A 22,729-nucleotide genomic window follows, 5' to 3' on the forward strand; every position below is an offset into this window, starting at 1 on the left:
CTGTAGTTTTATCTGCAACAGATCAGAATTTAGTTACCAATGCCCCGCTGGGAAGCGCATTAACCCTAAACCTGGACTACACTATTCCAGCTGCAAAATCTTCATCTTCTGATATTTTAGGGAAGCCAGCCGGAACTTATACGCAAACAGTAACTTATACAGCGACTGCTTTATAATAAAATTTTTAGTTTGTAAAGGCTTATTTTGCTACGTTTTCAGTAGTTTTGAGAATCTTTATTATTAAACTATTTACACCATGCACAAGTTTATTCACCTTTTCATTTTCTTTATCCTTACAGGATCTTCTTCACTTCTGGCACAAAGCATCTCTATGTCGCCTACACGCTTGTTTTTCACAGGTAATCCAGGAGAAAAAGTAACAAAAACAGTCACGCTTCAAAACAGCTCGGATAAGGATTATGTTTTTAACCTCAACTATAAAGATTGGGTTAGAGAGGAAGACGGAAACAAGGTTTATCTTGAAGCAGGCAGTTCAAAAACTTCCAATGCCTCCTGGGTATCCACCTTAGAAAACGCCGTAACAGTTCCTGCCAAAAGTACAAAGGAAATTGTGGTAACCATGCAGATTCCGGCAAACGCATCACAGTCTGCCGTGACGAACAGTATGTTGTTTTTCACACAGCTTCCTCAGCAGGCAGATAAGGCACGTGTTCAGAATGGTATTGGTATTATCACCTTATTTGAGGTGGGACTTCATATCTTTTACACTCCACCGGGAAACCATGTGAAAAGTCTGGATATCACCAATATTTCAGAAGTGAAAAATGAGAATGCTGCAAATAGAAAGGTTGCTGTAAGCATTCATAATGATGGAAACACCATCAATGATGCCACCGTTGAGTTTGAACTCACCAATACAGACAGTGGTAAGGAAATAAAATTACCTCCCATTTCCATCTCTATGCTTCCGGATACCAATCAGGTTGTTCAGTTTTCTTTACCAGAGAACATTTCAGGGAACTTTCTTGGCGTGGTTATCGTCAAAATGGCAGAATCCAATGATTTACGTGTAGGAGAAAAAAACTTTAAATTTTAAAATTAAGCTTTGAAACCACAGAATGGAATATCAATCTCAGTACTAAGAAGAACAATCTTATTTTTCGTATTTGTTCTTCTGCACTTTTCGTGGGCCTTTGCACAGGAAAAGAAGGATATACAAATCCATTTTGAAAATGACAGTGTAACTGTTGAGAAGGGTTCTACTTTTACTAATTTCCTGGTCATTGAGAATAAAAGTTCTGAAGAGATAATAATTCAGAATATCATCCCTCAGGAAAACTATCCGGGATTGCTTTTCTATCCCAAAAATGACTTTACCTTAGGCGCGGGTCAGTCTAAAAATCTTCCTGTGAAACTGATCGCCAACCTGGATTTTATGAAACTGAGATCCAATAAGATCCAATTCCAGGTTTCGTATGCCACTCCAACGGTCACCAGAACTGAAAGCACCTCGTTCGTCGTTGCTAAGGGTGAAAACAAAAACATCGCAATTTATACGGCCACCTACGAAAATTTCATTAACCCGGCTTTGCCCCAATCTTCAATCCTGCTGACTGTAGAAAACCAGGGGTACAGTAAACGAACCGTTAAGATTGATTTGCAGTCAATTCCTGATGGTCTGGAAATTTTGCCAAAACAACAAACCGTATCTCTGGAAGGTTTAGAAAAACAAACGCTTGAAATTAAAATTGCCGTTCGAAAACAGAATACACTTTATCCGGAATTTAATATTAATGCAATCGTCACAGATCTGCTTGATAATAAAATTGTGGGAAGCAATACGCTCTATTTAGTCATTTTATCGCACAACAGACAAATTGCCCGTGGAAACGAAGCGGTGAGTGGAAGTAATTTTGCGGAAATGAGCTATAATGAAAACAGTTCAGGTTTCAATTTTCTTCAATTGAGGGGAAACACAGCATTCCGGGTGACTGAGAATTTAAAATCACGCTTCAATATCGGTGCAGATTACTATTTTGAAGACGGCCTTTATAACGTGTATGATACCTGGCTGGAGCTGGAAAGAAAAAATACGGTATTGCGCTTGGGAAATGTTAACAGCAGTGATTACGATTACCCGGTTTTCGGAAGAGGTGGGAAAATTTCTACCAGATTTGGTAACAATAATCAGGTTGAAGTTCTTGCGCTGGAAAATAATTATAATCTGTACGGTACCTATTTCCAGCAAACAGAAGGGGCTACCATGGCAGGTGGAAAATATGCTTTTGGAAATGCTAAATCTTTCAATGGAAAAGTATCCTATATATTTGACCATGATCCGCGATTTAACGTAGATACTCAGGTAGCGAACGCTGTCACATCATTGTTAATTAACGAAAAACACATCATCCGCACGGAGTTGGGTCTGAGCAACGAAAAAGGCCTTTCGAATAAAGACGAAAACACAGGAGCTTCAATGGGAGCCAATTATGAAGGAAAAATAGGCAAATGGGATATACAATCTTTCAATTCCTTTGCCACCAAAAGTTATGCAGGGATCAAACGGGGATCTTTTTTCTCAAATCAGCGCATCGGCCGCCAATTTTCTGGTGCTCAGCGTGCATTTATACAATACCAGAATTCACAGGTAGAACCCGAGTTCCTGAGTTTCCAGAGTGAACCCATCCAACCTGGGAATACCTCTAATTTGCGTTATTATTTCAACAGTACAGAAGCTTTGGGACTAGGATATCAGTTTTCTTTAAAGAAGTGGAATTTCCTACTTTCTCCAAAAGTTGAAAAACAAAAAACAGCGAATTTTTATACATCACAGGAACTTTTTTCTTACCGTTTGGAAGCCAACATCAGTACCACATTAGGTGCCCACGGATTGAACCTGACGGCTGAATATTCTTATTCAAAAGAGAATGATAATCCAGACTGGTTCAACAGTTTGAAAACAACTTTATCTTACAGATATAAGTCATTCTCCCTCAACGGAACAGCCCAATGGAATGCCATCAGTGTCTTTGATTTAAATTCTTATTATGATGTAAACCGTAAATTTGCCAACTATAATGTGTATGCCTCCTATAATTTTCAGATGTTTAATCATAATCTGACCGGATCTTTTTCAGCGGGGGCTTTCTATTCGGAACTTTATAAAAATTTAAACAGCAATATCACCGGTAATCTGGAATATAAGATTTCACCTTCCTGGTCTACCACAGGGTATTTTAATCTTTCCGGTTATAAATCAACAGCTGAATATGCAACCAGTGGAAGTTATTACCAGTTCAGAGCAGGAATTAAAAAATATTTTACCACGGCAACAGCGCTCGGAAATTATAAAGTGGCTTTCCAGTTCTTTGAAGATAAAAATTTTAATGGACTTCTGGAATCCGGCGAATCGGTACTTGCTAATGAAATTGTAAAACTGGACAATTATGTAGCGATAACAGATAAGAATGGAAAAGTAGTTTTTCAGAATGTGCCCGAAGGGACTTATACACTGAAAATGAACGAAAGTGCAGGTGCCCGGTTGATGATGGATCCTGTCATCATGGTACATGCCAATATTAACCGTAAAGTAGGCTTGGTAAAAAATATCAGGGTAAGTGGGAAATTGACAGAGATCAGGCAAGCATACGATGTTTTGGAAACGGATGTAACAGGAATTGTAGTGTATGCAAAAAGTGAAGAGGGTATGATCTATACTGCCGTGGTTAATCAAAAAAATGAATTTGAATTTTTCCTGAAAGATGGAAAATACACCCTTTATATTGAAAATGACAAATACAGCTATGTGCAACCTACCCAAACTATTCAGGTGACAAAAGAAGGGTATTCAAAAATTGTGGTTTTTGAATACAAAAAGAAAGACACTACCATTAAGGTGAAAAAGTTTTAAATTTAAAAGTATGAAAAAGATGAGGCCTTTTCTAATAGGAGTTTTTACCGTGTTGTGCGGTTCTGCAGCTACGAAAGCTCAGGATGTGTATCTGTCCGTTCCTGAAAGTAATATTTTTAACAGGAGCGAATTTACTTCAGTACCTACAAGGGTAATGACGAACGCCAACAGAACCAACTGGGATTATGCCTTTTTGGGATTGCTCCCAACAGCTCCTACATTTACCTCTGTTTCCGGGCCCAATTTTACGCACTCTTCTTCCTCACTTACTTTACCCGGTTCCGCGCTTCTGTGGCAGTTGGAAAGTATGGGCGGGCAGATGCCGTCTACCGGATTTTCAGGTTATCTTCCAGGTTTTCAGTCGTTCAGTACAAGCGCTGTAAAATGGTTTGAACCGCCATCCATCAGTCTCGGTGGAGGATTCAACCGGGGGAATATCAATTTTATATTTAAAATTCCTGCCTCTCAATTTAGTGCCAATGCCTTCCGGGCAGGAAATTACTCCATGGATATAACTCAGAATTATAATGACTTCACACCACGTAACTTTAAAACAGTTTTAGTTATTCCTTCGGCTATAAAATGGGTGGCAAACTCTTTAACAAAATACATAGAAATATCGTCTTTGAACGACTACCGCAGTACAAGCACGCGGGTGTGGGATTTGGGAAGTACAGAAATAGCCAATACGGTTGATTTTAATTTTTGGGCGAAAGCTGCCACAAATGTTCAGTTTACCTCATCTAAAGGTGTTCCGGGAACCAGAAATATAGCAAGCATTAAATTGGGCAGTAACGGATCTTCACTCACAACCAAAGCCTTATCTTCCGATTTTCAGAATTTTTCTCCTGCTAATTTCAGTGTTGCAGCAGGAAACAGAAACAGCTTTATTCCTCAGCTTTATGTGTCTGCGGAAGATTTTAAAAACTTTTTTTTTGAAGCCGGAACCTATACATTTGAATTGAACTTCAATGCCAGCAGTACAGATAACTCCATTAACAGCTTGCAAAATACGGCTGTTCAGTTGAAGGTGCTTCCTCTGTCGGAGATCACCATTCCCAGTTCCGGACGCAACGTCAACTTCAATTTTAATACCGCTGCCCACTACACCGATGGTCAGTCACAAATGATTCCGAACCAAATCACGTTATCCAATAACGAAAATTTTGAGCTCTATGTAAAATCGGACGAAAATTATTTTAAGAAAGGCGGTCTGCAGACCAGCATCAATTCAAATATTTTACAAATTGGTATGGATGGGAGCTCTGTCAATGTTCCCTTATCCAAAACTCCTCAAAAAATACTCTTTAACGGAACACCGGTTCTGGACCGTGCACTGAACGTAAGATACACTATATCTCCTGCGGGTGCCCAAAGTTTGGTAGGGCAGGAAAATACCACTTACTCTGTCAATGTTTATTATAGCTTTACGGCCATTTAACCATACTTTCTGAAATGACTCCTCGTCATGGACAATATTCAGTGGCCGGAGAAACACAATATTAACAAAGTAACTGCATCCAAAAAAATAGGGTGATTGGCTGCGAAGACGACCAATTTTACTTTTATATGCTGAGGAAAAATTCCTGCATCGGCATATAATCATATAATAGGGTGTATACCTTCCAGACATTCGTTTTTTGAGTGTATGTTGTGACAGCATTTTATGGCTGTGGTCTCCCCATACAATTGGCGGAAAATACAAACTGTCCAAAAAAAATTCTGAAGTATCTCTATCGGTACATTCTCTTCCTTTGATGATTTTTCCTTCATCAATCCCTTATATTTTCAGTGCCTGTAGACGTATTTTGGTAGTATGGCTATCAATGATTGCTACTTCACGCTGCCATTTTTATCTTGCATTATTCAGCTGTTTGTGATGAGTAATCTATTGATACAGTTCTATATTTCACCCTTTCTATATTTTCGATAATACCTGTAAACAGTCTGCCAGAGACAAAAATTCCCTGAAGTCTGACACAGCCGTTTTTGTGAGATAAAACAGAACCTGTATTATTTCAGGTAAATCCCATTTGTTTTTTTTTAAACTAATATGATATTTTTTTTAACTTGCTACCTTCTGGAAGAAAGGTCTGAACGATATGTTTTTAGTTGTATTTAAACAATATAACCCTTTCTGCCTTCTTTCAAAAAAATCAAACAGCTTCTAAAACCGTGATACTTAATTTATGAATGATTTTATCAACGAACTCCAATTAAAAATCGAAAGACTGGAAAACGAAATCAATTTCAAGAACGGATTGATCTCAATATTGTCTCATGACTCAAAAGAATTGTTTGGAACCTTTCTGTGGATTACAGAAGAACTTGAGCAAAAGACTTTAAGTGAGGAAGATTTTTTTAAGTTGTTACCACAGATAAAACGGGATGCCCAAAAGAATCTTCAAACTATTCAGGATAGTAGTACGTGGCTAAAAACACAATACGGGGAATTTAAGATTAAACCTGAGAAAATCATGGTGATGGATCTATTTCACTATTTGGAAGAAAAATATGCTGCTCAGTTAAAAGAAAAAAATATCAATTTTCATTTCAAAGGTGATGAAAATGTATTTCTTACAAGTGATCGCCTGTTGCTCGAATATGTTTTAGACAAAATTTTCAACAATGCGGTAAAATATTCCTTTCCGGGGCAAGATGTTTATTTACAGGAAATTACAGAAGGTGACCAGGTGGTACTTTCTATAATTGATTCCGGAACGGGAATCAATGAAAAGTATTTACCTGAGATCTACACTTATGGTAATCCCATATTTCTGGGAACTGCAGGCGAGAAAGGAGTGGGATTAAGTTTGAAAATTGTAAAAAATTTTATATCCTTGCTTAAGGGAAACATCCAAATCATTTCCACTGAAAATAAAGGTACGACAGTTTCTCTTTTTTTACGTAAATTTATAGAATGATGGGTTTAAAAGTAAACATTCGCATTGTTGTAGCAGACGATCATGGTATCGTCCGGATGGGTTTGATACAGACGATTAAACGACTCAGACCTGATGCCATAATTTCAGAAGTAGAGGATTATAAATCGCTGTACAAATTAATACTGAAAGAAGAATTTGATCTGGCCATTATGGACGTTAACATGCCTAATGGTACAGTTCAGGAAGCAATAGATTACATAAAAATTCATCAACCTGCGTTAAAAGTGCTCATATTTTCTTCACAGGATGAAGAGTTGTATGGAATGCGTTATCTGAAAATGGGTGCTGGCGGCTATCTAAGCAAGCTAAGCTCTACGGAAGTAATTGAGACTGCTTTAACGGCAATGCTCAGTAAGGGCCGATATGTAAGTGAGAATATAAAAGAAGCGATTTTTTTAGAATCATTAAATGGTACACCCAAAAGTTCTCCCTTTGAAGCGCTGTCAGATCGTGAATTGCAAATTGCCAATAAGCTTGCAGAAGGTCTTCCCCTCAAAGAAATTTCTAATCAGCTGAATCTTCATTCATCAACGATCAGTACATATAAAATCAGGTTGTTTGAGAAGCTGAAAATACGATCCATACCCGAATTGGTAGAGATCCTCAGGCTGTATAATCAGTAGATATTTTATCATAAAAATGGGTCCTTTGTACAGAGCTGTAGTCAGTTATTAGTCCCTAAATATCCGGTTAATGGGAACCAAGAATAAAAAAATGGCGCCACTGATCTTAAAGTGGTGCCATTTTGTTGTTTGTAACCAAGACGAGCGTATACTCAAACACTTTTCTCGATGATTTAGTTCCTTTGAATCCAATTAAACAAGCTTTTTACAATATAATTTTAAACACCCGAAATACTAGACGTTGACATATTGTTAAAATGCCATTATTGAGTCTAATCCTCTTCGTAAACCTTTGAAAGTATCAATATTTTTGATGGCAAGTAATACTCCTTTTACATAGGGCTCCGCACTTTCTCCGGAATCATGTCTTAGTATTAATTTTTCTCCTTTGAGTCCAAAGATCGTTTCAACGGCGAGCGTGTGGCCGGGCAGGCGAACAGCATGAACCTGTATGCCGTTTATTGTTGCACCTCTTGTTTCTTTATTTCCGATAGTATCATCTATTGCTACAGATAGTTCAGGCTTTTGAACTTTAGAAAGACGATAAGCCAATTCTGCCACTGTTCCGCTTGGTGCATCAATTTTGTTAGCATCCGCATAGTCAATGATCTCATAATGGGGGATATATTGTGCTGCCATTTCAGCAAACTTTTGCAATAAAACAACAGTTAGCGCAAAGTTCCCGGCAGCAAGAACAGAAGTATTATTTTCATTGGCTATACGTTCGATTTCTTCATAATCTTTATCAGTTAGTCCTGAAGTTCCAATGATGACTTTTTTGCCTTTTTGTAAAGCAGTATGGATATTATGCTTCGCTATCTCCGGTTTGGTAAAATCTACAAGAATATCAAACTCTACATTTTCTATTGCATCTTCGATAGATTGAAACAATGGTATATTTTTATCCGATTTTAATGACAGAATTTCTGACAGATTTTTTCCGTCTTGAGATAACGAAAGTCCGCCTGTTAATATCATTTCGTCATTATTTACTATTGCTCTGCTAATTTCAGAACCCGCCCATCCGGTGGCTCCCGCAACAAAAACTTTTTTCATAATATTATTTTTATTTATTGAATGTTATTTTTACTATTAATCTATCTCAAAGATAGCCTGAATTTCAACACATGGGTTTCCAGATAATGAATATGTTTACTGTGGCTCTCCCTTTGAGAAATTCTTATTTTTTCTGCTGAATGAAACAGTAAATGTGTACTATAAATTTATCTCATTATAGAAAGATAAGACGTGCATCTATTGTATGATACAAATTTACAATTGGTATTTTTATTAAATTTGCCAGAATTATTATATAAAACGCCAAAATGAAATGTGGGTTATTCGAAAGAAGAAAAGGGGAGTTTGATGATGAAATTACTATCGATGCTTATGTGTGGTATGAGAAAGACTGGACACATGATGACTATGATCATACTCATCAAAGATATCAGCTGACTTATGTTGAAGAAGGGTATCAGTATTTTCACATTGAAAATAAAATCTATCTGGTTCCACAAAATCACTTAATTTGGATTCCTACAGGCAAAAAACATCATACCCAGTCGGAAGCCAGTACAGTTAATCTCATGGTTATCTTATTCAAAACCGTTTTTGATAATGATTTTTATAATAAAGCGCATGTTTTTGCAGCGCCTCCGGTTTTGAGAGAAATGTTGCAATATGCTTCAAAATGGAATAAATTATTGGAAGAAGATGAAGAGCAGGGATATTTCCTGACAGCTTTATTGAATAGCCTTCCTCATTTCTGTACAGAGAAAGTAGGTTTACAGATCCCGATTCCTGCTGATCCAAGATTACTGCCTGTATGTAATTATATTAATAAGAATTATACAGATCAGGTAAGTATAGATGATTTAGCTGATATATCCTTAATGTCTGTAAGAAGCCTTCAGCGTATATTTAAGCGGGAAACAGGTATTACTATCCAAAAATATGTCCAGCTGATTCGTATTTTAAAAAGTATTGAACTTATTAATACAGGACAATACACTTTAAGTCAGATCGCTTTTATGATTGGTTATAAAAGTCTATCGGCTTTTACCAACTCTTACTTTGGGATTATGAAAGAAAAGGCAAAAATTATTGGGAAATCTTAAAATTCTGTTTTTAAGATGGATTATGAAAAAAATCTTAGACACATAGAAGAAAGGCAGATACAATTTTCTGTCTTTTTCTAACAGTTGAATCAAATAATCAATTCAAAAATAGAAAGAAACGAGTATTGCTTATCATTACATTAGGCTCTAAATGCATAAGTTATAAGAAAACTAAAGTGAAAAAAAAGGCGCCAACTAAAGAAAGTTGGCGCCTTTTGGTGACCTCGACAGGATTCAAACCTGTAACCTTCTGAGCCGTAATCAGATGCGCTATTCAGTTGCGCCACGAGGCCGTTTGTTATCTTGTTGTTTAACGGTTGCAAATATACCACTTTTTTCCGTTCTTTGAAACATGAAAAAGAAAATTTTACTTTTATTTACGGTATTTTCGCTAATTGCCTGTAAAAGAGAATCAAAAATTTCGTCCTCAGATTGGACAAATATCTCAAATCGTACCCAATACAAGGAACAGGACGGAAACCTGGAGTTGAAATCGGGGAATTTCACTTATAATTTTAAGCAGAATCAAACTCCTTTCAAGAAAATAATCCTGCTGAATGCAAGTATGGCAGGGTATATTTCAGAGCTTGGGGCAGAAAATGTAATCATAGGAGTTTCCAGTCCGGAATATATTTTTTCAGATAAAATTCAGAATCTGATCAAGGAAGGAAAGATCCAGAATGTAGGAAGCGAACAGAAATATGATGTGGAAAAGATCATCTCTATGAAACCGGATGCTATTTTTACCAATCATATTGCCAGTTTTGACAATACTTATGAGCTTTTAAAGAACAATGGCATTCAGGTAATATTTTTGGATGAATACATGGAGCAGAAACCTTTGGAAAAAACGGCTTATATTAAACTTTTCGGAGAGTTTTTAGGAAAAGAAAAAGAAGCTGAAGCCAAATATCAGGAAGTGGAGAAAAATTACAGTGATCTGAAACAGCTTGCATCAAAAGCAAAAGGAAAACCTGTGGTACTTGCTAATGAAATGTATGGAGACGTCTGGTATCTTCCAGGGGGAAATACTTCTGTGGCTCATTATATTTCGGATGCCAACGCCAATTATATCATGAAGGACAATAAAGATGAAAAAGCTTTAACAATGAGCTTTGAGGAAGTATACGCCAAAGCAGGAGGAGTACAGTATTGGGTAAATGCAGGAAGCCATACTTCGAAAAAAGAAATGCTGGGCATGAATCCTTTCTATGGAAAGCTGGATGTATTCAATAAAGGAAAAATCTATACCATTGCCGGAAAAGAAAAACTGAAAGCGAATGATTTCTTTGAAAGCGGTGTGGTGAGAGCTGATTTGATCCTTAAAGATTATATAAAAATCTTTCATCCTGAACTTTTACCCGATTATCAGCTTACTTACATGAAAGAATTGCAGTAACTCATACTATTTGCTTATTTTTGCCTTTCCTTTTTATCAAGTTATGTGGAAAAAAATTAAACAGCTTATCTTCATCATTCTTGTTTTGAATGTCGTTTTTATCATCTGGGGTAGATTCTTTAATCCACCCATCACTCTTACCCAGATAGGAGGACTTTTTGAATATGGAAAACTGCATAGGGATTATATTTCCTATGATGAAATGGGAAGCAATGTGAAAAAAGCCGTAATTGCTTCGGAAGACCAGAAGTTTTTTGTTCACGACGGTTTTGATTATACGGCTATTGAAAAAGCGATGAAGTACAATGAGAAAGGCAAAAAAATAAGGGGAGGAAGTACCATTTCCCAGCAAACAGCGAAGAATGTGTTTCTTTGGCAGGGCAGAAGCTGGGTGAGAAAAGGACTGGAAGCAGTGTATACTTTCATCATCGAAAAAGTATGGACTAAAGATATTATCCTTGAAAGATACCTGAATTCCATAGAAATGGGACAAGGTGTATTTGGCGTAGAAGCAGCTGCACAATATTATTTTGGTAAATCATCCAAAGATTTAAGTGTCTCCGATGCAGCCTGGATTGCCGCTGTATTACCTAATCCAAAAAAGTATGATCCTAAAAATCCATCTCCTTATCTGAGAAAGAAACATAATTGGATTATGAGACAGATGAGGAATGTGAGTTTGAAATAGTATCTTTGTACTAATGAAATTCTTTAATTCCAGCACAAATTTTGAGTCAGTTCTTAAAAAATACTTTTCTTTTAAGAACGAAACGCATTCTTTAGAACCTTTTGCAGAGTTTTTAGAGACGATAAAAGAGGCCGACTTTACAGATGTGCTCAATTTTTTCAGAAGCAATCCTAATTTTGCTGAAAACTTTAAATATTATATTCACAATATTTTTAGAGGAAGACCTTTCAACCTTTCCCTGACTGAAGCGAATATTCTTTCAGAAAATGCCTTCTTCCCGGAGCTTAAAAAAAGAATACTGAACAAGGTTCTGCCGCCCGTTGAAAACGAGAATACGGTATGGTACATGATTGATAATGTCAGTATGAGGCCGAAAAAGGATTTGAAATATCTGCATAACCTTCCTGAAAATGAGATCAATGAATTTTTGAATATGTTGGGAGCTTCGGATTTTATTATCCGCCCTAATGTTAAAAAGGAACTTATTTTCTCTATGAACATCCTTTCCTGGAGGGTAACGGGAATGGCGATGGAAGTGGAAGTAGTTAGAATGGCCCCTCAATACAGAAATTTGGACAATCCGTTTCTTGCCCTTCAGAATGAGCTGGAAACATTGGCTGATGATCTGGTTAAAGATCCGGAATTACAGCTGCATTCAAAAGACAGCAGATATAAGCAGATCAAAATCTACGCAGAACAATGCCAGGAGTTCGTGAATATTGCTTTTAAAAATTCTGCCAAATATGGTATCTCTGGGAAGATTAATCAATCTCTGTTAAAAATCCGTCAGCAGACTGAAAGAATATATGAAATTGCCCAGTTATTGGTTATTGATACAGATGAAGATGTTCAGATAAAATCCAAACAGTTGATTTTTAATATTCTGAATTATAAATCTCACAAAAATAATATCTCAGATCTTATCAACGACAGTACGAGGTTGATCTCACACCTTATTACCAATCACACGGCAGAAACCGGAACCCATTATATTACTTCTACCCGAAAAGAATATATGACCATGTTCTACAAAGCGAGTGGTGGTGGTATTATCGTAGGAGCCCTTTGTGTTCTTAAAATGCTCTATGGATACATTCCGGGAAGTGATTTTTCACATGCCTTTCTGTATTCAATGAATTATGCGATGGGATTTGTGATGATTTATCTGATGGGTTTTACACTTGCCACAAAACAGCCGGCTATGACTGCTGCCACGATGACAAAAGTATTATCAGAAGAAGGAAATGCCCAAAGAAATAATACAGAGTTTGCCCATTTGGTATCCAAGTTGTTCAGAAGCCAGTTCATTGCCTTTGTAGGAAATGTATTGCTTGCCTTTCCGATAGCTCTCGCTATTATTTACGGATTGGATGTGTTTTTCTCCCAAAACCTTGCTGTAGAGCGTTCAGATAAACTGCTGAAAGACCTTGATCCTTTTAAATCAAAAGCTATTCTGCATGCCAGTATTGCCGGATTCTACCTTTTTATTTCCGGAATTATTTCGGGAAATATCGGGAACAATTCTGTGTTTTATCAGATTCCTGAAAGAATTGCCAAAAACCTTTCCATCAGAAGTTTTTTTGGAAAGAAATTCGCAAAAGGACTTTCAAAATATTATGCTAAAAACTGGCCGGGAATCATTTCCAATTTCTGGTTTGGGGTTTTCCTTGGGGCAACGGCTCCGGTCGGAATGTTTTTCGGGCTGGATCTGGATATCAGACACATCACCTTTGCAGCCGGAAACTTTGCTTTAGGGTTATATGGAAAAGACTTCTCTGTAGATTCCTATACATTCTGGATGTCTTTTGTAACGGTATTCCTGATTGGTTTCTTCAACTTCCTGGTAAGTTTCAGTTTGTCGATGTTCCTGGCATTCAGGTCAAGAAAAATGAATTTCGGACAGGTAAGTGAGATCTATAAAGAGATTTTCAGCTACTTTACGAAACATCCGCTGAAATTCTTCCTACCGCTTAGCTCTGGTCTGGACAAAAAAGCAGACGATCTGATGAGCAGTACCATTTCTAATAAATCAGAAGAACATTAATATCATAAAAAATGCTACCCGAGGGTAGCATTTTTCTATTGTTATAGCAATTAAAGACAAATAGGAAGTAATGGGCATTTTGTAGGCAGTGTTGTCCAATAAGCACATTCGTTTTCATTGGCGCAGCTTACGGCACAGCAGATTTCTCCGGTACCACCTCCCTGTATTGTTTTTAAAGTTTTTCTTGTCAGTTTTTTTGATGCAATTGATTTTTTCATGGTAAAAATAGATTAATGTGCATTAAAAATACATATTAATCTGCATAAAATAAAATAATTTCAACGTTAGTGAATTATTTAAATGAATTTGCGTTCTACTCCTATAATATCTGTAGATCGTTAAATTTCTCAACACCGAATTTATCCTGGAATTTTTTGAGATAAAAACTTTTCCGCATTTTAAAATCGTGTTTCAATAAAGGAGAATCAATTTTAATAATAATACATTCATTTTCAATATTCACACTTCTGATTTCATTGAAAAGACTTTCATCAAGATATTCTTCAAGGAAATCTTTAATGTCAAAAGCAACTAGTTTATGTTCAAAACCATAAATTCTGGCAAAAGATTTTACCAGTTCAGAGGATTGATATTCACGTTTTTTCTTCTTCATAGTTGGGGTTCGGGGTTCGGGATGCGTGATTCGGGTTTCGAGTTTTTATTTGGTTTGTGATTGTTGATTATTGTTGCGACTTTTTATTCCAATTTTCTATGACCCATTTTTTATAAATATTGATCTTTCCCCCCAATGTGTTGTATTCATTTTTTAATGTCTCAAATTCTGAGGAAAAATTAGGGTATAATATAATGATTTTCTCCAGATGGTTAATTGTTTCATTACTTGCATGGCTGTAAATCAGGAAGCGAATGTAATCATTTTTATAAGTTGATCTTCCATAGCCTTCAACAATATTTGTAATGACCGAGTCCGAAGACCTTCTTAATTGACTGCCTAGTTCGAAAAGTTCGTATTTAGGAAGAAGATGAGACGCTTTATGGGTTTTTAAAAATAAATCAAAAGCTTTTTTATAAATATCCAGATTTCTATAACTCATATCATTGGTGTTTTAGGATCTTAAGTTAAGACAAAAAACAATTCGATGATAAAGAATATTAGTTTTTTCTTTGTATCGACACCTACACTTATTTGCCCGCATTTAATACCTCGTAACTCGCATCCCGAACCTCTTATTAAACTTCAAAAATGATACTTTCTTCGTTAATTTTCTTTACCACACTTTCCGTACGCTCTCTGTGAGTATCTGTGATAAAAATCTGTCCGAAACTTTCTTTATTTACCAATTCAATCAATTGAGAAACTCTGGTATCATCAAGCTTATCAAAAATATCATCGAGCAGTAGAATAGGCGTCTTTTTGGTGAGTTCTTTTACAAGACTCATCTGAGCCAGCTTTAAAGAGATCAGGAAAGATTTTTGCTGTCCCTGTGATCCGATTTTCTTGATTAATACATCATCCATTTCAAAAAGAAGATCATCCTTATGAATTCCTTTTGACGTGTAAGTAAGCATTCGGTCTCTTTCAAGGCTATCTTTTAAAAGGCTTTCAAAAGAATCTTCCAGTAAATGAGATTCATAAATTACCGATACAGTTTCTTTTCCACCGGAAATAATCTGATAGAAATTCTGAACAATTGGGTTGAGCTGTTCTACAAACTCTTTTCTTTTCTTAAATATTTTCGTTCCAAATCTGGTGATAGGGTCATCATAAATTTCCAGAGAATCTTTGTCCCAGGTTCTGTTTTTGGCAAAATATTTCAGTAAAGCATTTCGCTGCTGAATGGTTTTCTGATATTGGATGAGATCAAAAAGATATTCTGAATCTGTCTGAGAGATCATCGCATCCAGAAACTTGCGTCTGCTTTCTCCGGAATCCGAAATTAGATTAGAATCGTAAGGTGAGATCATAACACTTGGCAGGTATCCGATATGATCTGCAAGCCTGTCGTAGCTTTTATCATTCTTCTTGATCACTTTTTTAGCTTCCTTAGGCTGGGTGATTCTGATGATATCCTCGCTGTCTTCATTCTGAATTTCAGCATCAATGGTAAAAAAGTCTTCCTCTTGTTTAATATTGTTGAGATCCGTATTTCCCAGAAAGCTTTTTCCTACTGATAAATAATGCAAAGCATCCAGAATATTGGTCTTTCCCACGCCGTTATTACCCACGAAACAGTTGATCTGCGGGGAAAACTCAAATTTTTTCTCAGAATGGTTTTTGAAATTGTAGAGGGAAAGCTTCTTGATAATCATTCGTCAAAAATACTCCATTATTACTAAAAATAAAAAAGGAAGTGCCGAACAAGTTTCCACTCCGAATGAGAAATAAGCATCATCTCTTTTATTATCAGAGAAGTAGATGAGAATATAAGTTACAATGCTGGCCATAAAAAATGCCAGGGCATAATGGAAGTCGAGATAGAAGATCCCGATGATGTTGCTGATAAAAACAAGTCCATAGGCAATGTATTTAGTGTTTTCCACCCCTATAAGCATAGGGAAAGTCTTTACGGTATCACTGTTCATATCACGGATATCAAAAGGTAGAACCAGTGCAGTAATAAAGAAAAAACTGATCAGAAAAATAGGCATGCTAAATTCCGGAAGCGTAAGCCAGCAGTTGACCAATGCCCATACTAATCCTACGTAGAACACTTTCAGTAAAGGAATTTTACGAATATATACATCGAGAAAAAAACTGTTGTAAAGCAGCCCCAGGACTACAATAATAAACCATTTCAGAAGTCTTATTTCATTATGATTATGAATGATTAGAAAAGCACAGACAATTCCTGCTGTTGCATTAAGAACAAGTATTTTCAAAAAGTGCCTGGTATATTGGTATTTAGTATACAGATAACCACTGAAATAAGTGATGAAAATAAGTGCAAAAGTAGGGAAACGGAATGTGTTTTGCTCTTTCATGAAAAATACTGCAAAAAGAGTTCCCATAAGAGAGACATAAAGCTGGCTGTCTATGACGGTTTTTTTCAGTATTTTTAAGATGTTCATTTATCAAAATTAATATATATGAAAAGATTTTCCAAGATTTTTCTGCTTTTGCTTGTAATGCTAAGCTTTTCAACGGTATCCGCACAGAAATATTACGATACCCAATGGAAAAAAGTGGCTGATAACAGTGTAAAAGGAGCTTATAAATCTAATCTTCCCATTATTTTAGACATACAAAAACAAGCCATGAAAGAAAATAATGCCTTCGAGCTGATCCGTTCTCTGAAAGCGGAATTCAGTATTGTAAACCAAACCGTTGACGATGATCAGAATGATGCTGCTTCTCAGTTTTTCAAAAAAATTAAGGATGCAGAAGGTAAAATAAGCGGAGACGGAAAGCTGGTATACAAAGTCTTAATGAATGGCTTTTTCATGGATTATTACAACCAGAACTCCTGGAAAATAAACGGAAGAACCAATATCAATTCGCAGGATGTTTCACAGATTGAAACCTGGAGTAAACTTGATTTCAAAAATTATCTGACGAAAAACTTTCAGGAACTTGATAAAGAAAAACCTGAAATGAAAAAGATCTCGCTGGAAAAGTATAAAGATATCTTTTCAGAAGCAGGAGACCTTGTTTATTTTCCGACATTATCGGATTGGTATGCCGTGAAGAAAATAGCGTTTTTATCTGAAAACAATATTTTCACCAAAAATGAACTGACAGAAAACCGTACAACAATCAATGCAATTTATGATGAACTGATCGAACAGAATACAGGAAATTCCAAGCTGTATTTCATGAAAGAAAAGCTTACGGAAAATTGTAACTTCAATCATTGTAAGGATAAACTTCAGCAGCTTCAGAATCTTTTGAACTCTAATATAGAAGGAGATTATAAAGTAATGATCATGGGAGATGTCATGGATGAGCTTACTAATCAGAAGAAGCCTAAAGAAGCTCTTGCATTAGCAGCACAAGCTAAAAGTAAATACCCGAAATCTCTTTTCCTGGAGAATATTAAAAGCAAGGAAGCACAGATTGTCAATCCGTATCTGACTTTAAAATATGAAGCACAGACGCAGAATAATCTTCCGATTCACTTGGTTGCACAGTATCAGAATGTTTCAGAATTTACCCTGAATATTTATGAAGTGAAAGACGATTTTACTTCGTTAATTCGGTATGTTCAGGATTCCTATTCCGATACTTTCAGCAAACTAAAGAAGAATCTGGTAAGGAAAGAAATATTCCAGCTGCCGGATCCTAAAGATTATCAGAGTCACAAAACTTCTTTGGAAGTGAAACCGCTTCCTTCAGGAGTGTATGTGGCGGAATTTACGGTTGCAGGAGCAGACATGAAAGATACAGACTCGAGGCAGAATTTATATTTTCTGGTTTCCGGAAACCAGATTATTTATCAATCCAAAACGGACAGAAACCCTCTTTCCGATGAGTTGAAATTGGTAAATAGTGATAATGGTAAGCCTTTAGCCAATGAAGGTCTTCGATTTTATGAGTTTGTTTCCAATAAAACATTAACTAAAATTGAGGGAACAACCAATGCCAGCGGAGTATTTAAGCTTCCTGCTACAGATAGTAAAGAATATTACAGAACTTTCCTGATCCAGCAGCCTAAAACCAATGATTTCCAGATCATGCAGGTCTATGGAAACAGAGGCTATGCTGAAGATTATAATCCTAATAAACAAACCCGTTCAACAGCACAGATTTTTATCGACAGAGGAATTTACCGTCCCGGACAGACTGTTTATTTCAAGGTGGTGAATACCAGAATGAGTAAGGAGGTTGAATCTGTTCTTTCAGGATTGAAGCAAAAAATCACGCTGTTGAACACCAATAATGAAGAGGTTTATTCACAGGATTTTACCACCAATGAATTCGGTTCTTACCATGGAAGTTTCATTCTTCCAAAAGGAAAACTGAACGGTAATTTTTACCTGAGAATAGAAGGGGAAAGTGCTGGATACAAAAATTTCAGGGTAGAAGAATACAAAAGACCGAAATTTGAAGTCACCTTTGATCCCGTAAAAGAAGAGTATAAGTATGGCCAAACAATTGATTTGAAAGGAAAAGCTGTGATGTTCTCGGGAGTTCCTTTGAGCAATACTACAGTGAATTATGAAATCAAAAAGCAAAATATCAGATGGAGATATTTCAGCTGGTATCCGCAGAATGATGACAATGAAAATTCAATTTTAGGCGAAGCAAAAACCAATGAAAAAGGAGAGTTTACCATTCACCTGGAACTTAAAAAAGATGAAAAGCTGGAAGGGATACAGATTGACAATTATGCCATCAATGCATCCGTTACAGACATCAACGGAGAAACGCAGACTGCCGATACTCAATTAAAAGTGGCTTCGGTTTCTCATTACATTCAGGCAGAAAATATCAGCAATACTTTTACAGACGAAAATGTAAAAGTAAAGGTCGAAACCAAAAATTATAATGATCAGAATCTTAAAAAAAACTATCAGGTTAAGCTATCAAAATTAACTGCTCCGGACAGGATTTTCAGAGATAATTTCAAATCTGATGTTCAGAATCTTCCGAAATATTCAAAAGAAGAATTCATCAGCAAATTCCCACATGATCTTTTTGATAAAAATGATGAGATCAAAAACTGGAAAACAGAAAAAGTTGTAATTGAAAGACAGCAGCAGCCATCCGCTGACAATGCTCAGCTTTTAACCAACCTCGATTTAGGAAAACTGGAAACAGGAGATTATGAACTTGAACTTTTCAATATAGAAGGAAAAGATACGATCAAAACTTCACAGTATTTCAGTGTTTGGGATAAAACAGCTTTAAAACCTACTCAGAAAACATTCCTTACGGTTATTGCTCCGAAAGAAGAATTGTCAAGAGGGGAAAAAGTAAAAGTGTATGTTTACTCAGCAGTTCCGGATGCTTTAATCAATGTTTTTGTGCAGGACGGATCCGGAAAAACGGTTTCAGAAGTTCATCAGATGAAAAACGGAGTATTAGAATATACGGCTGAAATTCCTAAAGATAAAAGTGTCTCAGATCTGAATCTTCAGTTTCAGTTGGTGGCATTTAATGATGTGAATACAGAATCTGTTTCTTTAAAAATAAAGGATACAGAAAAGCCTTTAAAAATTGAAACCGTAACCTTCAGAGATAAGCTTGAACCTAATGCTAAAGAAAAGTGGACGGTAAAAGTTACTGGAAATGATAAGGAAAAGATCAATGCTGAGGTATTGGCGAATATGTATGATATGTCTCTGGATCAGTTTGCTGCAAACACCTATAGCTGGAGAAAACTATATACGCCATTTGTAATTGTTACTTCTTATGGAATCAGAAATTATCTGCAGCAGCAAAACTATCAGAAGAGATTAAAGTACTTCGAAGACAGATATATAACTGTTCCTCAGTTTAACTGGTTTGATGGAAATTATTATTCAATTTCAAGGGAAACTATAGTAGGATTTAGCAATCAGGAAGGAGTGAAAGCTCCGGCTTATGCACCACCTCCGTCACCAATTGCTGGGGCGAAATTTAAAACAGCAAGAGCTGCCGTTGCAAAAGAAGCTGTGGTATTGAATGATAGTGCGATTGATCTCCTTGACTCAGGAAGACAGTTGACAGAAGAAGAAAAAAAGAAATATGCAGATGGTTCTGGTAATGTAGAGGAGAAATTAGATAAAGTAGCAGTCCGTCAAAATCTCAACGAAACCGCATTCTTCTATCCGGATCTGAAAACCGATGCCGAAGGAAATGTAAGCTTCGAGTTCACTTCTCCGGAAGCACTGACAAAATGGAAACTGATGTTCCTTGCCCACACTAAAGATGCAAGGGCTGCTACCTTGGAAAAAGAAATGGTAACACAGAAAGAATTCTCTGTAACGCCAAACTATCCTAGATTCCTGAGAGAAGGTGACGAACTGAATCTACAGTCGAAACTATCCAATCTTACCGATAAAAAACTAAGTGGTTCTGCGGAATTACAGATTCTGGATGCCTTCACCAATGAAAATATATCTTCGAAATTCGGAATCACCTCAGGAGCACTAAACTTCAACTTAAATGAAAACGGAAGCAGTGCATTAACATGGAAATTGAAAGTTCCGGACAATGTTTCCTCAATTATTTTCAAAGTGATTGCGAAAGCAGGAGCTTATTCTGACGGTGAACAACAGGCTGTGGCTGTATTACCTAACAGAATGCTGGTAACAGATGCTGTTCCGGTTTTTGTAAAAGAAGGAGAAACCAAAACATTTGTACTGGATAATCTTAAAAACAATACATCTACGACAGCTTCTAATGTTTCCAATACGTTAGAACTCACAACCAATCCGATCTGGGAGATTATGTTTGCGCTTCCAAGTCTGAAAAACGATCAGAACAATTCTGCAGATGTGATCTTTAATAAATGGTTTGCAGACGTGCTGGCTTCGGAAATATTCAAAGCCAACCCGAAAATGAAAACAGTTTTTGAAGAATATCAGAACAAAGGATTATTGAATTCAAATCTTGAAAAAAATCAGGAGTTGAAACAGTTGTTGCTTGAAGAAACACCTTGGGTATTGGAAAGCAAAAATGAAGGCGAGCAGATGCAGAAATTAGCATTGTTATTTGATGTCAATACAATGAAAAATTCTATCAATCAGGATTGGGATGATTTCAAAAAACTACAGAATCCTGACGGTGGATTCTCATGGTATCCTGGCTATCCAAGTTCTTATGGAACGTCATTGTATATCCTTAAAAACTTAGGAAAAATTAATTCCTGGTTAAAAGATAATGTGAAAGATTATCAAAACGCAGATCAGAAAGTACTTGTAGCTAAATTGATCCAGTATGTGGATAATGAAGTGAATAAATATTTTGATGCGAAAAAAGGAAATGTCTGGAACAACTGGACGATGGATTATCTTGATACCAGAAACTACTGGGAAAAACAATATCCTTTGAAAGGAAAGGGAGTTACCCTGAAAACATTGGTGAAACAAAAAGCAAAAACAGCGAAAATCACCGATTTTACATTCTTTGGACTTCACCGTGCGGCATTATTGATGAACGATTATGGTCTGAAAGATGTGTCTGCAAAGTTGATGACATATCTTAAGGAAACTTCTACAGATACCAAAACACAAGGGGTTTACTGGAAACAAAACCTGAATGATTGGGGATGGTTCGGCTCAAAAGTAGTTAACCATGCCGGAGCATTGGAAGCTTTCAATACGTTGCAATCTAACGAGCAAAACTTTATTGAAGACATGAAAATCTGGCTGGTAACCCAAAAAGAAGTGAACTCATGGGGAAGTTCAAGAGGAACAGCTGAGGTGATCTTTACCATTTTGAATTCAGGAAAATCATGGACGGGAGCAGAAAGTGATAAAGCAACGATTGTTTGGGGTGGAAAAGAATTAACTCCTCAGACACAGGCAACAGGCTACGTTAAATCGACATTGAAGCCAGAAGCTATAGATAAAAACTTAGCATCTGTAACCGTTACCAAACCTGGTCCCGGAATTGTTCAAGGTGGATTGTTCTGGCAGTATTATGAGGATCTTGATAAAATAAAATCTTCAGAAAACTACATCTCTGTAACGAAAGAGCTTTATAAAAAAGTGAAAACGGTAAACGGAGAAGAACTTCAGAAAATCTCTTCTGAAACACCGTTGAAAGTAGGAGATAAGGTAACTGTAAGGATGATTCTGAATACAGACAGAGCGATGGAGTTTATTCATATTAAAGATATGCGCGCAGCAGGATTTGAGCCGGTAGACGTACTGTCTGGATACCAATGGAAAAATAATCTGGGATATTATCAGTCTACCAAAGATGCCTCTACCAATTTCTATATTCAATATATGCCGAAAGGAAAATATGTGTTTGAATATGATGTAGTCGCTAATGCGTCCGGAAAATTCTCCAACGGAATTACAACGATGCAGAATTATTACGCACCGCAGATGAATGCCCATACAAAAGGAAGTAATGTCGCAATTTCAGAGTAACTGATCAACATAGAAAACTGCAGTAAATTTTTTTACTGCAGTTTTTTTATTGCTGGA

At 36.5% G+C, this 22,729-nt stretch carries 16 protein-coding genes, 1 tRNA gene and 1 pseudogene; 11 read left to right on the forward strand and 7 right to left on the reverse strand.

The window, feature by feature from the left end:
• The 6 genes and pseudogenes from RAH34_RS21505 to RAH34_RS21530 all read left to right on the forward strand — a co-directional run.
• Positions 1 to 176: pseudogene (locus tag RAH34_RS21505) on the forward strand (peptidoglycan-binding protein LysM); the annotation flags it as partial.
• Between the two features lie 80 nt (positions 177 to 256).
• A complete protein-coding gene (locus tag RAH34_RS21510) occupies positions 257 to 1,057 on the forward strand; it encodes an Fn3-like domain-containing protein (protein ID WP_228412065.1) in 801 nt (266 codons plus the stop codon).
• 9 nt (positions 1,058 to 1,066) lie between these two features.
• Positions 1,067 to 3,871 (forward strand): hypothetical protein, encoded by a 2,805-nt coding sequence (locus tag RAH34_RS21515; protein ID WP_306597488.1) that lies wholly within the window; start codon positions 1,067 to 1,069, stop codon positions 3,869 to 3,871.
• A 10-nt stretch (positions 3,872 to 3,881) separates the two neighbouring features.
• Positions 3,882 to 5,312, forward strand: a complete 1,431-nt coding sequence (locus RAH34_RS21520) for a hypothetical protein (RefSeq protein WP_114822445.1) — start codon at positions 3,882 to 3,884, stop codon at positions 5,310 to 5,312.
• A gap of 748 nt (positions 5,313 to 6,060) precedes the next feature.
• Positions 6,061 to 6,795: a sensor histidine kinase KdpD gene (locus RAH34_RS21525; protein ID WP_306597489.1), complete on the forward strand. Its 735-nt coding sequence runs from the start codon at positions 6,061 to 6,063 to the stop codon at positions 6,793 to 6,795.
• Positions 6,792 to 7,439, forward strand: coding sequence for a response regulator transcription factor (locus RAH34_RS21530; protein ID WP_306597490.1), 648 nt, complete (start codon positions 6,792 to 6,794; stop codon positions 7,437 to 7,439). The genes RAH34_RS21525 and RAH34_RS21530 overlap by 4 nt, the downstream gene beginning before the upstream one ends.
• Positions 7,440 to 7,691: 252 nt before the next feature.
• On the opposite strand, the gene dapB is transcribed toward RAH34_RS21530, so the two are convergent.
• On the reverse strand, positions 7,692 to 8,495 hold the full coding sequence (gene dapB, locus RAH34_RS21535) for a 4-hydroxy-tetrahydrodipicolinate reductase (protein ID WP_114822448.1): 804 nt from the start codon (positions 8,493 to 8,495) through the stop codon (positions 7,692 to 7,694).
• 269 nt (positions 8,496 to 8,764) lie between these two features.
• Between dapB and RAH34_RS21540 the strand changes: the two genes are divergently transcribed.
• Complete coding sequence (locus RAH34_RS21540) at positions 8,765 to 9,556, forward strand: AraC family transcriptional regulator (protein WP_306597491.1); 792 nt, start codon at positions 8,765 to 8,767, stop codon at positions 9,554 to 9,556.
• A gap of 216 nt (positions 9,557 to 9,772) precedes the next feature.
• Here the strand turns inward: RAH34_RS21540 and RAH34_RS21545 are convergent.
• A tRNA-Arg gene (locus RAH34_RS21545) sits at positions 9,773 to 9,849 on the reverse strand.
• 59 nt (positions 9,850 to 9,908) lie between these two features.
• Here RAH34_RS21545 and RAH34_RS21550 point away from each other — a divergent pair.
• The 3 genes from RAH34_RS21550 to RAH34_RS21560 are packed head-to-tail and all read left to right on the forward strand — an operon-like array spanning position 9,909 to position 13,687.
• Positions 9,909 to 10,955, forward strand: coding sequence for an ABC transporter substrate-binding protein (locus RAH34_RS21550; RefSeq protein ID WP_306597492.1), 1,047 nt, complete (start codon positions 9,909 to 9,911; stop codon positions 10,953 to 10,955).
• A 43-nt stretch (positions 10,956 to 10,998) separates the two neighbouring features.
• A complete protein-coding gene (mtgA, locus tag RAH34_RS21555) occupies positions 10,999 to 11,643 on the forward strand; it encodes a monofunctional biosynthetic peptidoglycan transglycosylase (protein ID WP_306597493.1) in 645 nt (214 codons plus the stop codon).
• Between the two features lie 13 nt (positions 11,644 to 11,656).
• Positions 11,657 to 13,687, forward strand: a complete 2,031-nt coding sequence (locus tag RAH34_RS21560) for a recombinase (protein WP_306597494.1) — start codon at positions 11,657 to 11,659, stop codon at positions 13,685 to 13,687.
• A 50-nt stretch (positions 13,688 to 13,737) separates the two neighbouring features.
• Here the strand turns inward: RAH34_RS21560 and RAH34_RS21565 are convergent, their stop codons facing one another.
• The 5 genes from RAH34_RS21565 to RAH34_RS21585 all read right to left on the reverse strand — a co-directional run bounded on the left by RAH34_RS21565 (position 13,738) and on the right by RAH34_RS21585 (position 16,717).
• Positions 13,738 to 13,905 carry a hypothetical protein gene (locus RAH34_RS21565; RefSeq protein ID WP_162800978.1) on the reverse strand — a complete coding sequence of 56 codons (168 nt, stop codon included), beginning with the start codon at positions 13,903 to 13,905 and terminating at the stop codon, positions 13,738 to 13,740.
• Positions 13,906 to 14,006: 101 nt separating this feature from the next.
• Positions 14,007 to 14,300 carry a hypothetical protein gene (locus RAH34_RS21570; RefSeq protein ID WP_306597495.1) on the reverse strand — a complete coding sequence of 98 codons (294 nt, stop codon included), beginning with the start codon at positions 14,298 to 14,300 and terminating at the stop codon, positions 14,007 to 14,009.
• Between the two features lie 67 nt (positions 14,301 to 14,367).
• Positions 14,368 to 14,742: a four helix bundle protein gene (locus RAH34_RS21575; RefSeq protein ID WP_306597496.1), complete on the reverse strand. Its 375-nt coding sequence runs from the start codon at positions 14,740 to 14,742 to the stop codon at positions 14,368 to 14,370.
• A 136-nt stretch (positions 14,743 to 14,878) separates the two neighbouring features.
• Positions 14,879 to 15,958, reverse strand: a complete 1,080-nt coding sequence (locus RAH34_RS21580) for a DNA replication/repair protein RecF (RefSeq protein ID WP_306597497.1) — start codon at positions 15,956 to 15,958, stop codon at positions 14,879 to 14,881.
• A gap of 3 nt (positions 15,959 to 15,961) precedes the next feature.
• Positions 15,962 to 16,717, reverse strand: a complete 756-nt coding sequence (locus RAH34_RS21585; protein ID WP_306597498.1) for a hypothetical protein — start codon at positions 16,715 to 16,717, stop codon at positions 15,962 to 15,964.
• 18 nt (positions 16,718 to 16,735) lie between these two features.
• Between RAH34_RS21585 and RAH34_RS21590 the strand changes: the two genes are divergently transcribed.
• On the forward strand, positions 16,736 to 22,672 hold the full coding sequence (locus RAH34_RS21590) for an alpha-2-macroglobulin (RefSeq protein WP_306597499.1): 5,937 nt from the start codon (positions 16,736 to 16,738) through the stop codon (positions 22,670 to 22,672).
• The last annotated feature ends 57 nt before the right edge of the window (positions 22,673 to 22,729 follow it).

The organism is Chryseobacterium sp. WLY505, assembly GCF_030846215.1.
Lineage (GTDB): Bacteria > Bacteroidota > Bacteroidia > Flavobacteriales > Weeksellaceae > Chryseobacterium.

Excerpts from the sequence above, each read along its gene's own strand:
- RAH34_RS21565 (WP_162800978.1), bottom strand. The coding sequence starts at position 13,905 with ATGAAAAAATCAATTGCATCAAAAAAACTGACAAGAAAAACTTTAAAA.
- RAH34_RS21550 (WP_306597492.1), top strand. The coding sequence starts at position 9,909 with ATGAAAAAGAAAATTTTACTTTTATTTACGGTATTTTCGCTAATTGCC.
- mtgA (WP_306597493.1), top strand. The coding sequence starts at position 10,999 with ATGTGGAAAAAAATTAAACAGCTTATCTTCATCATTCTTGTTTTGAAT.
- dapB (WP_114822448.1), bottom strand. The coding sequence starts at position 8,495 with ATGAAAAAAGTTTTTGTTGCGGGAGCCACCGGATGGGCGGGTTCTGAA.
- RAH34_RS21585 (WP_306597498.1), bottom strand. The coding sequence starts at position 16,717 with ATGAACATCTTAAAAATACTGAAAAAAACCGTCATAGACAGCCAGCTT.
- RAH34_RS21525 (WP_306597489.1), top strand. The coding sequence starts at position 6,061 with ATGAATGATTTTATCAACGAACTCCAATTAAAAATCGAAAGACTGGAA.
- RAH34_RS21560 (WP_306597494.1), top strand. The coding sequence starts at position 11,657 with ATGAAATTCTTTAATTCCAGCACAAATTTTGAGTCAGTTCTTAAAAAA.
- RAH34_RS21590 (WP_306597499.1), top strand. The coding sequence starts at position 16,736 with ATGAAAAGATTTTCCAAGATTTTTCTGCTTTTGCTTGTAATGCTAAGC.
- RAH34_RS21520 (WP_114822445.1), top strand. The coding sequence starts at position 3,882 with ATGAAAAAGATGAGGCCTTTTCTAATAGGAGTTTTTACCGTGTTGTGC.
- RAH34_RS21580 (WP_306597497.1), bottom strand. The coding sequence starts at position 15,958 with ATGATTATCAAGAAGCTTTCCCTCTACAATTTCAAAAACCATTCTGAG.
- RAH34_RS21575 (WP_306597496.1), bottom strand. The coding sequence starts at position 14,742 with ATGAGTTATAGAAATCTGGATATTTATAAAAAAGCTTTTGATTTATTT.
- RAH34_RS21530 (WP_306597490.1), top strand. The coding sequence starts at position 6,792 with ATGATGGGTTTAAAAGTAAACATTCGCATTGTTGTAGCAGACGATCAT.
- RAH34_RS21510 (WP_228412065.1), top strand. The coding sequence starts at position 257 with ATGCACAAGTTTATTCACCTTTTCATTTTCTTTATCCTTACAGGATCT.
- RAH34_RS21570 (WP_306597495.1), bottom strand. The coding sequence starts at position 14,300 with ATGAAGAAGAAAAAACGTGAATATCAATCCTCTGAACTGGTAAAATCT.
- RAH34_RS21540 (WP_306597491.1), top strand. The coding sequence starts at position 8,765 with ATGAAATGTGGGTTATTCGAAAGAAGAAAAGGGGAGTTTGATGATGAA.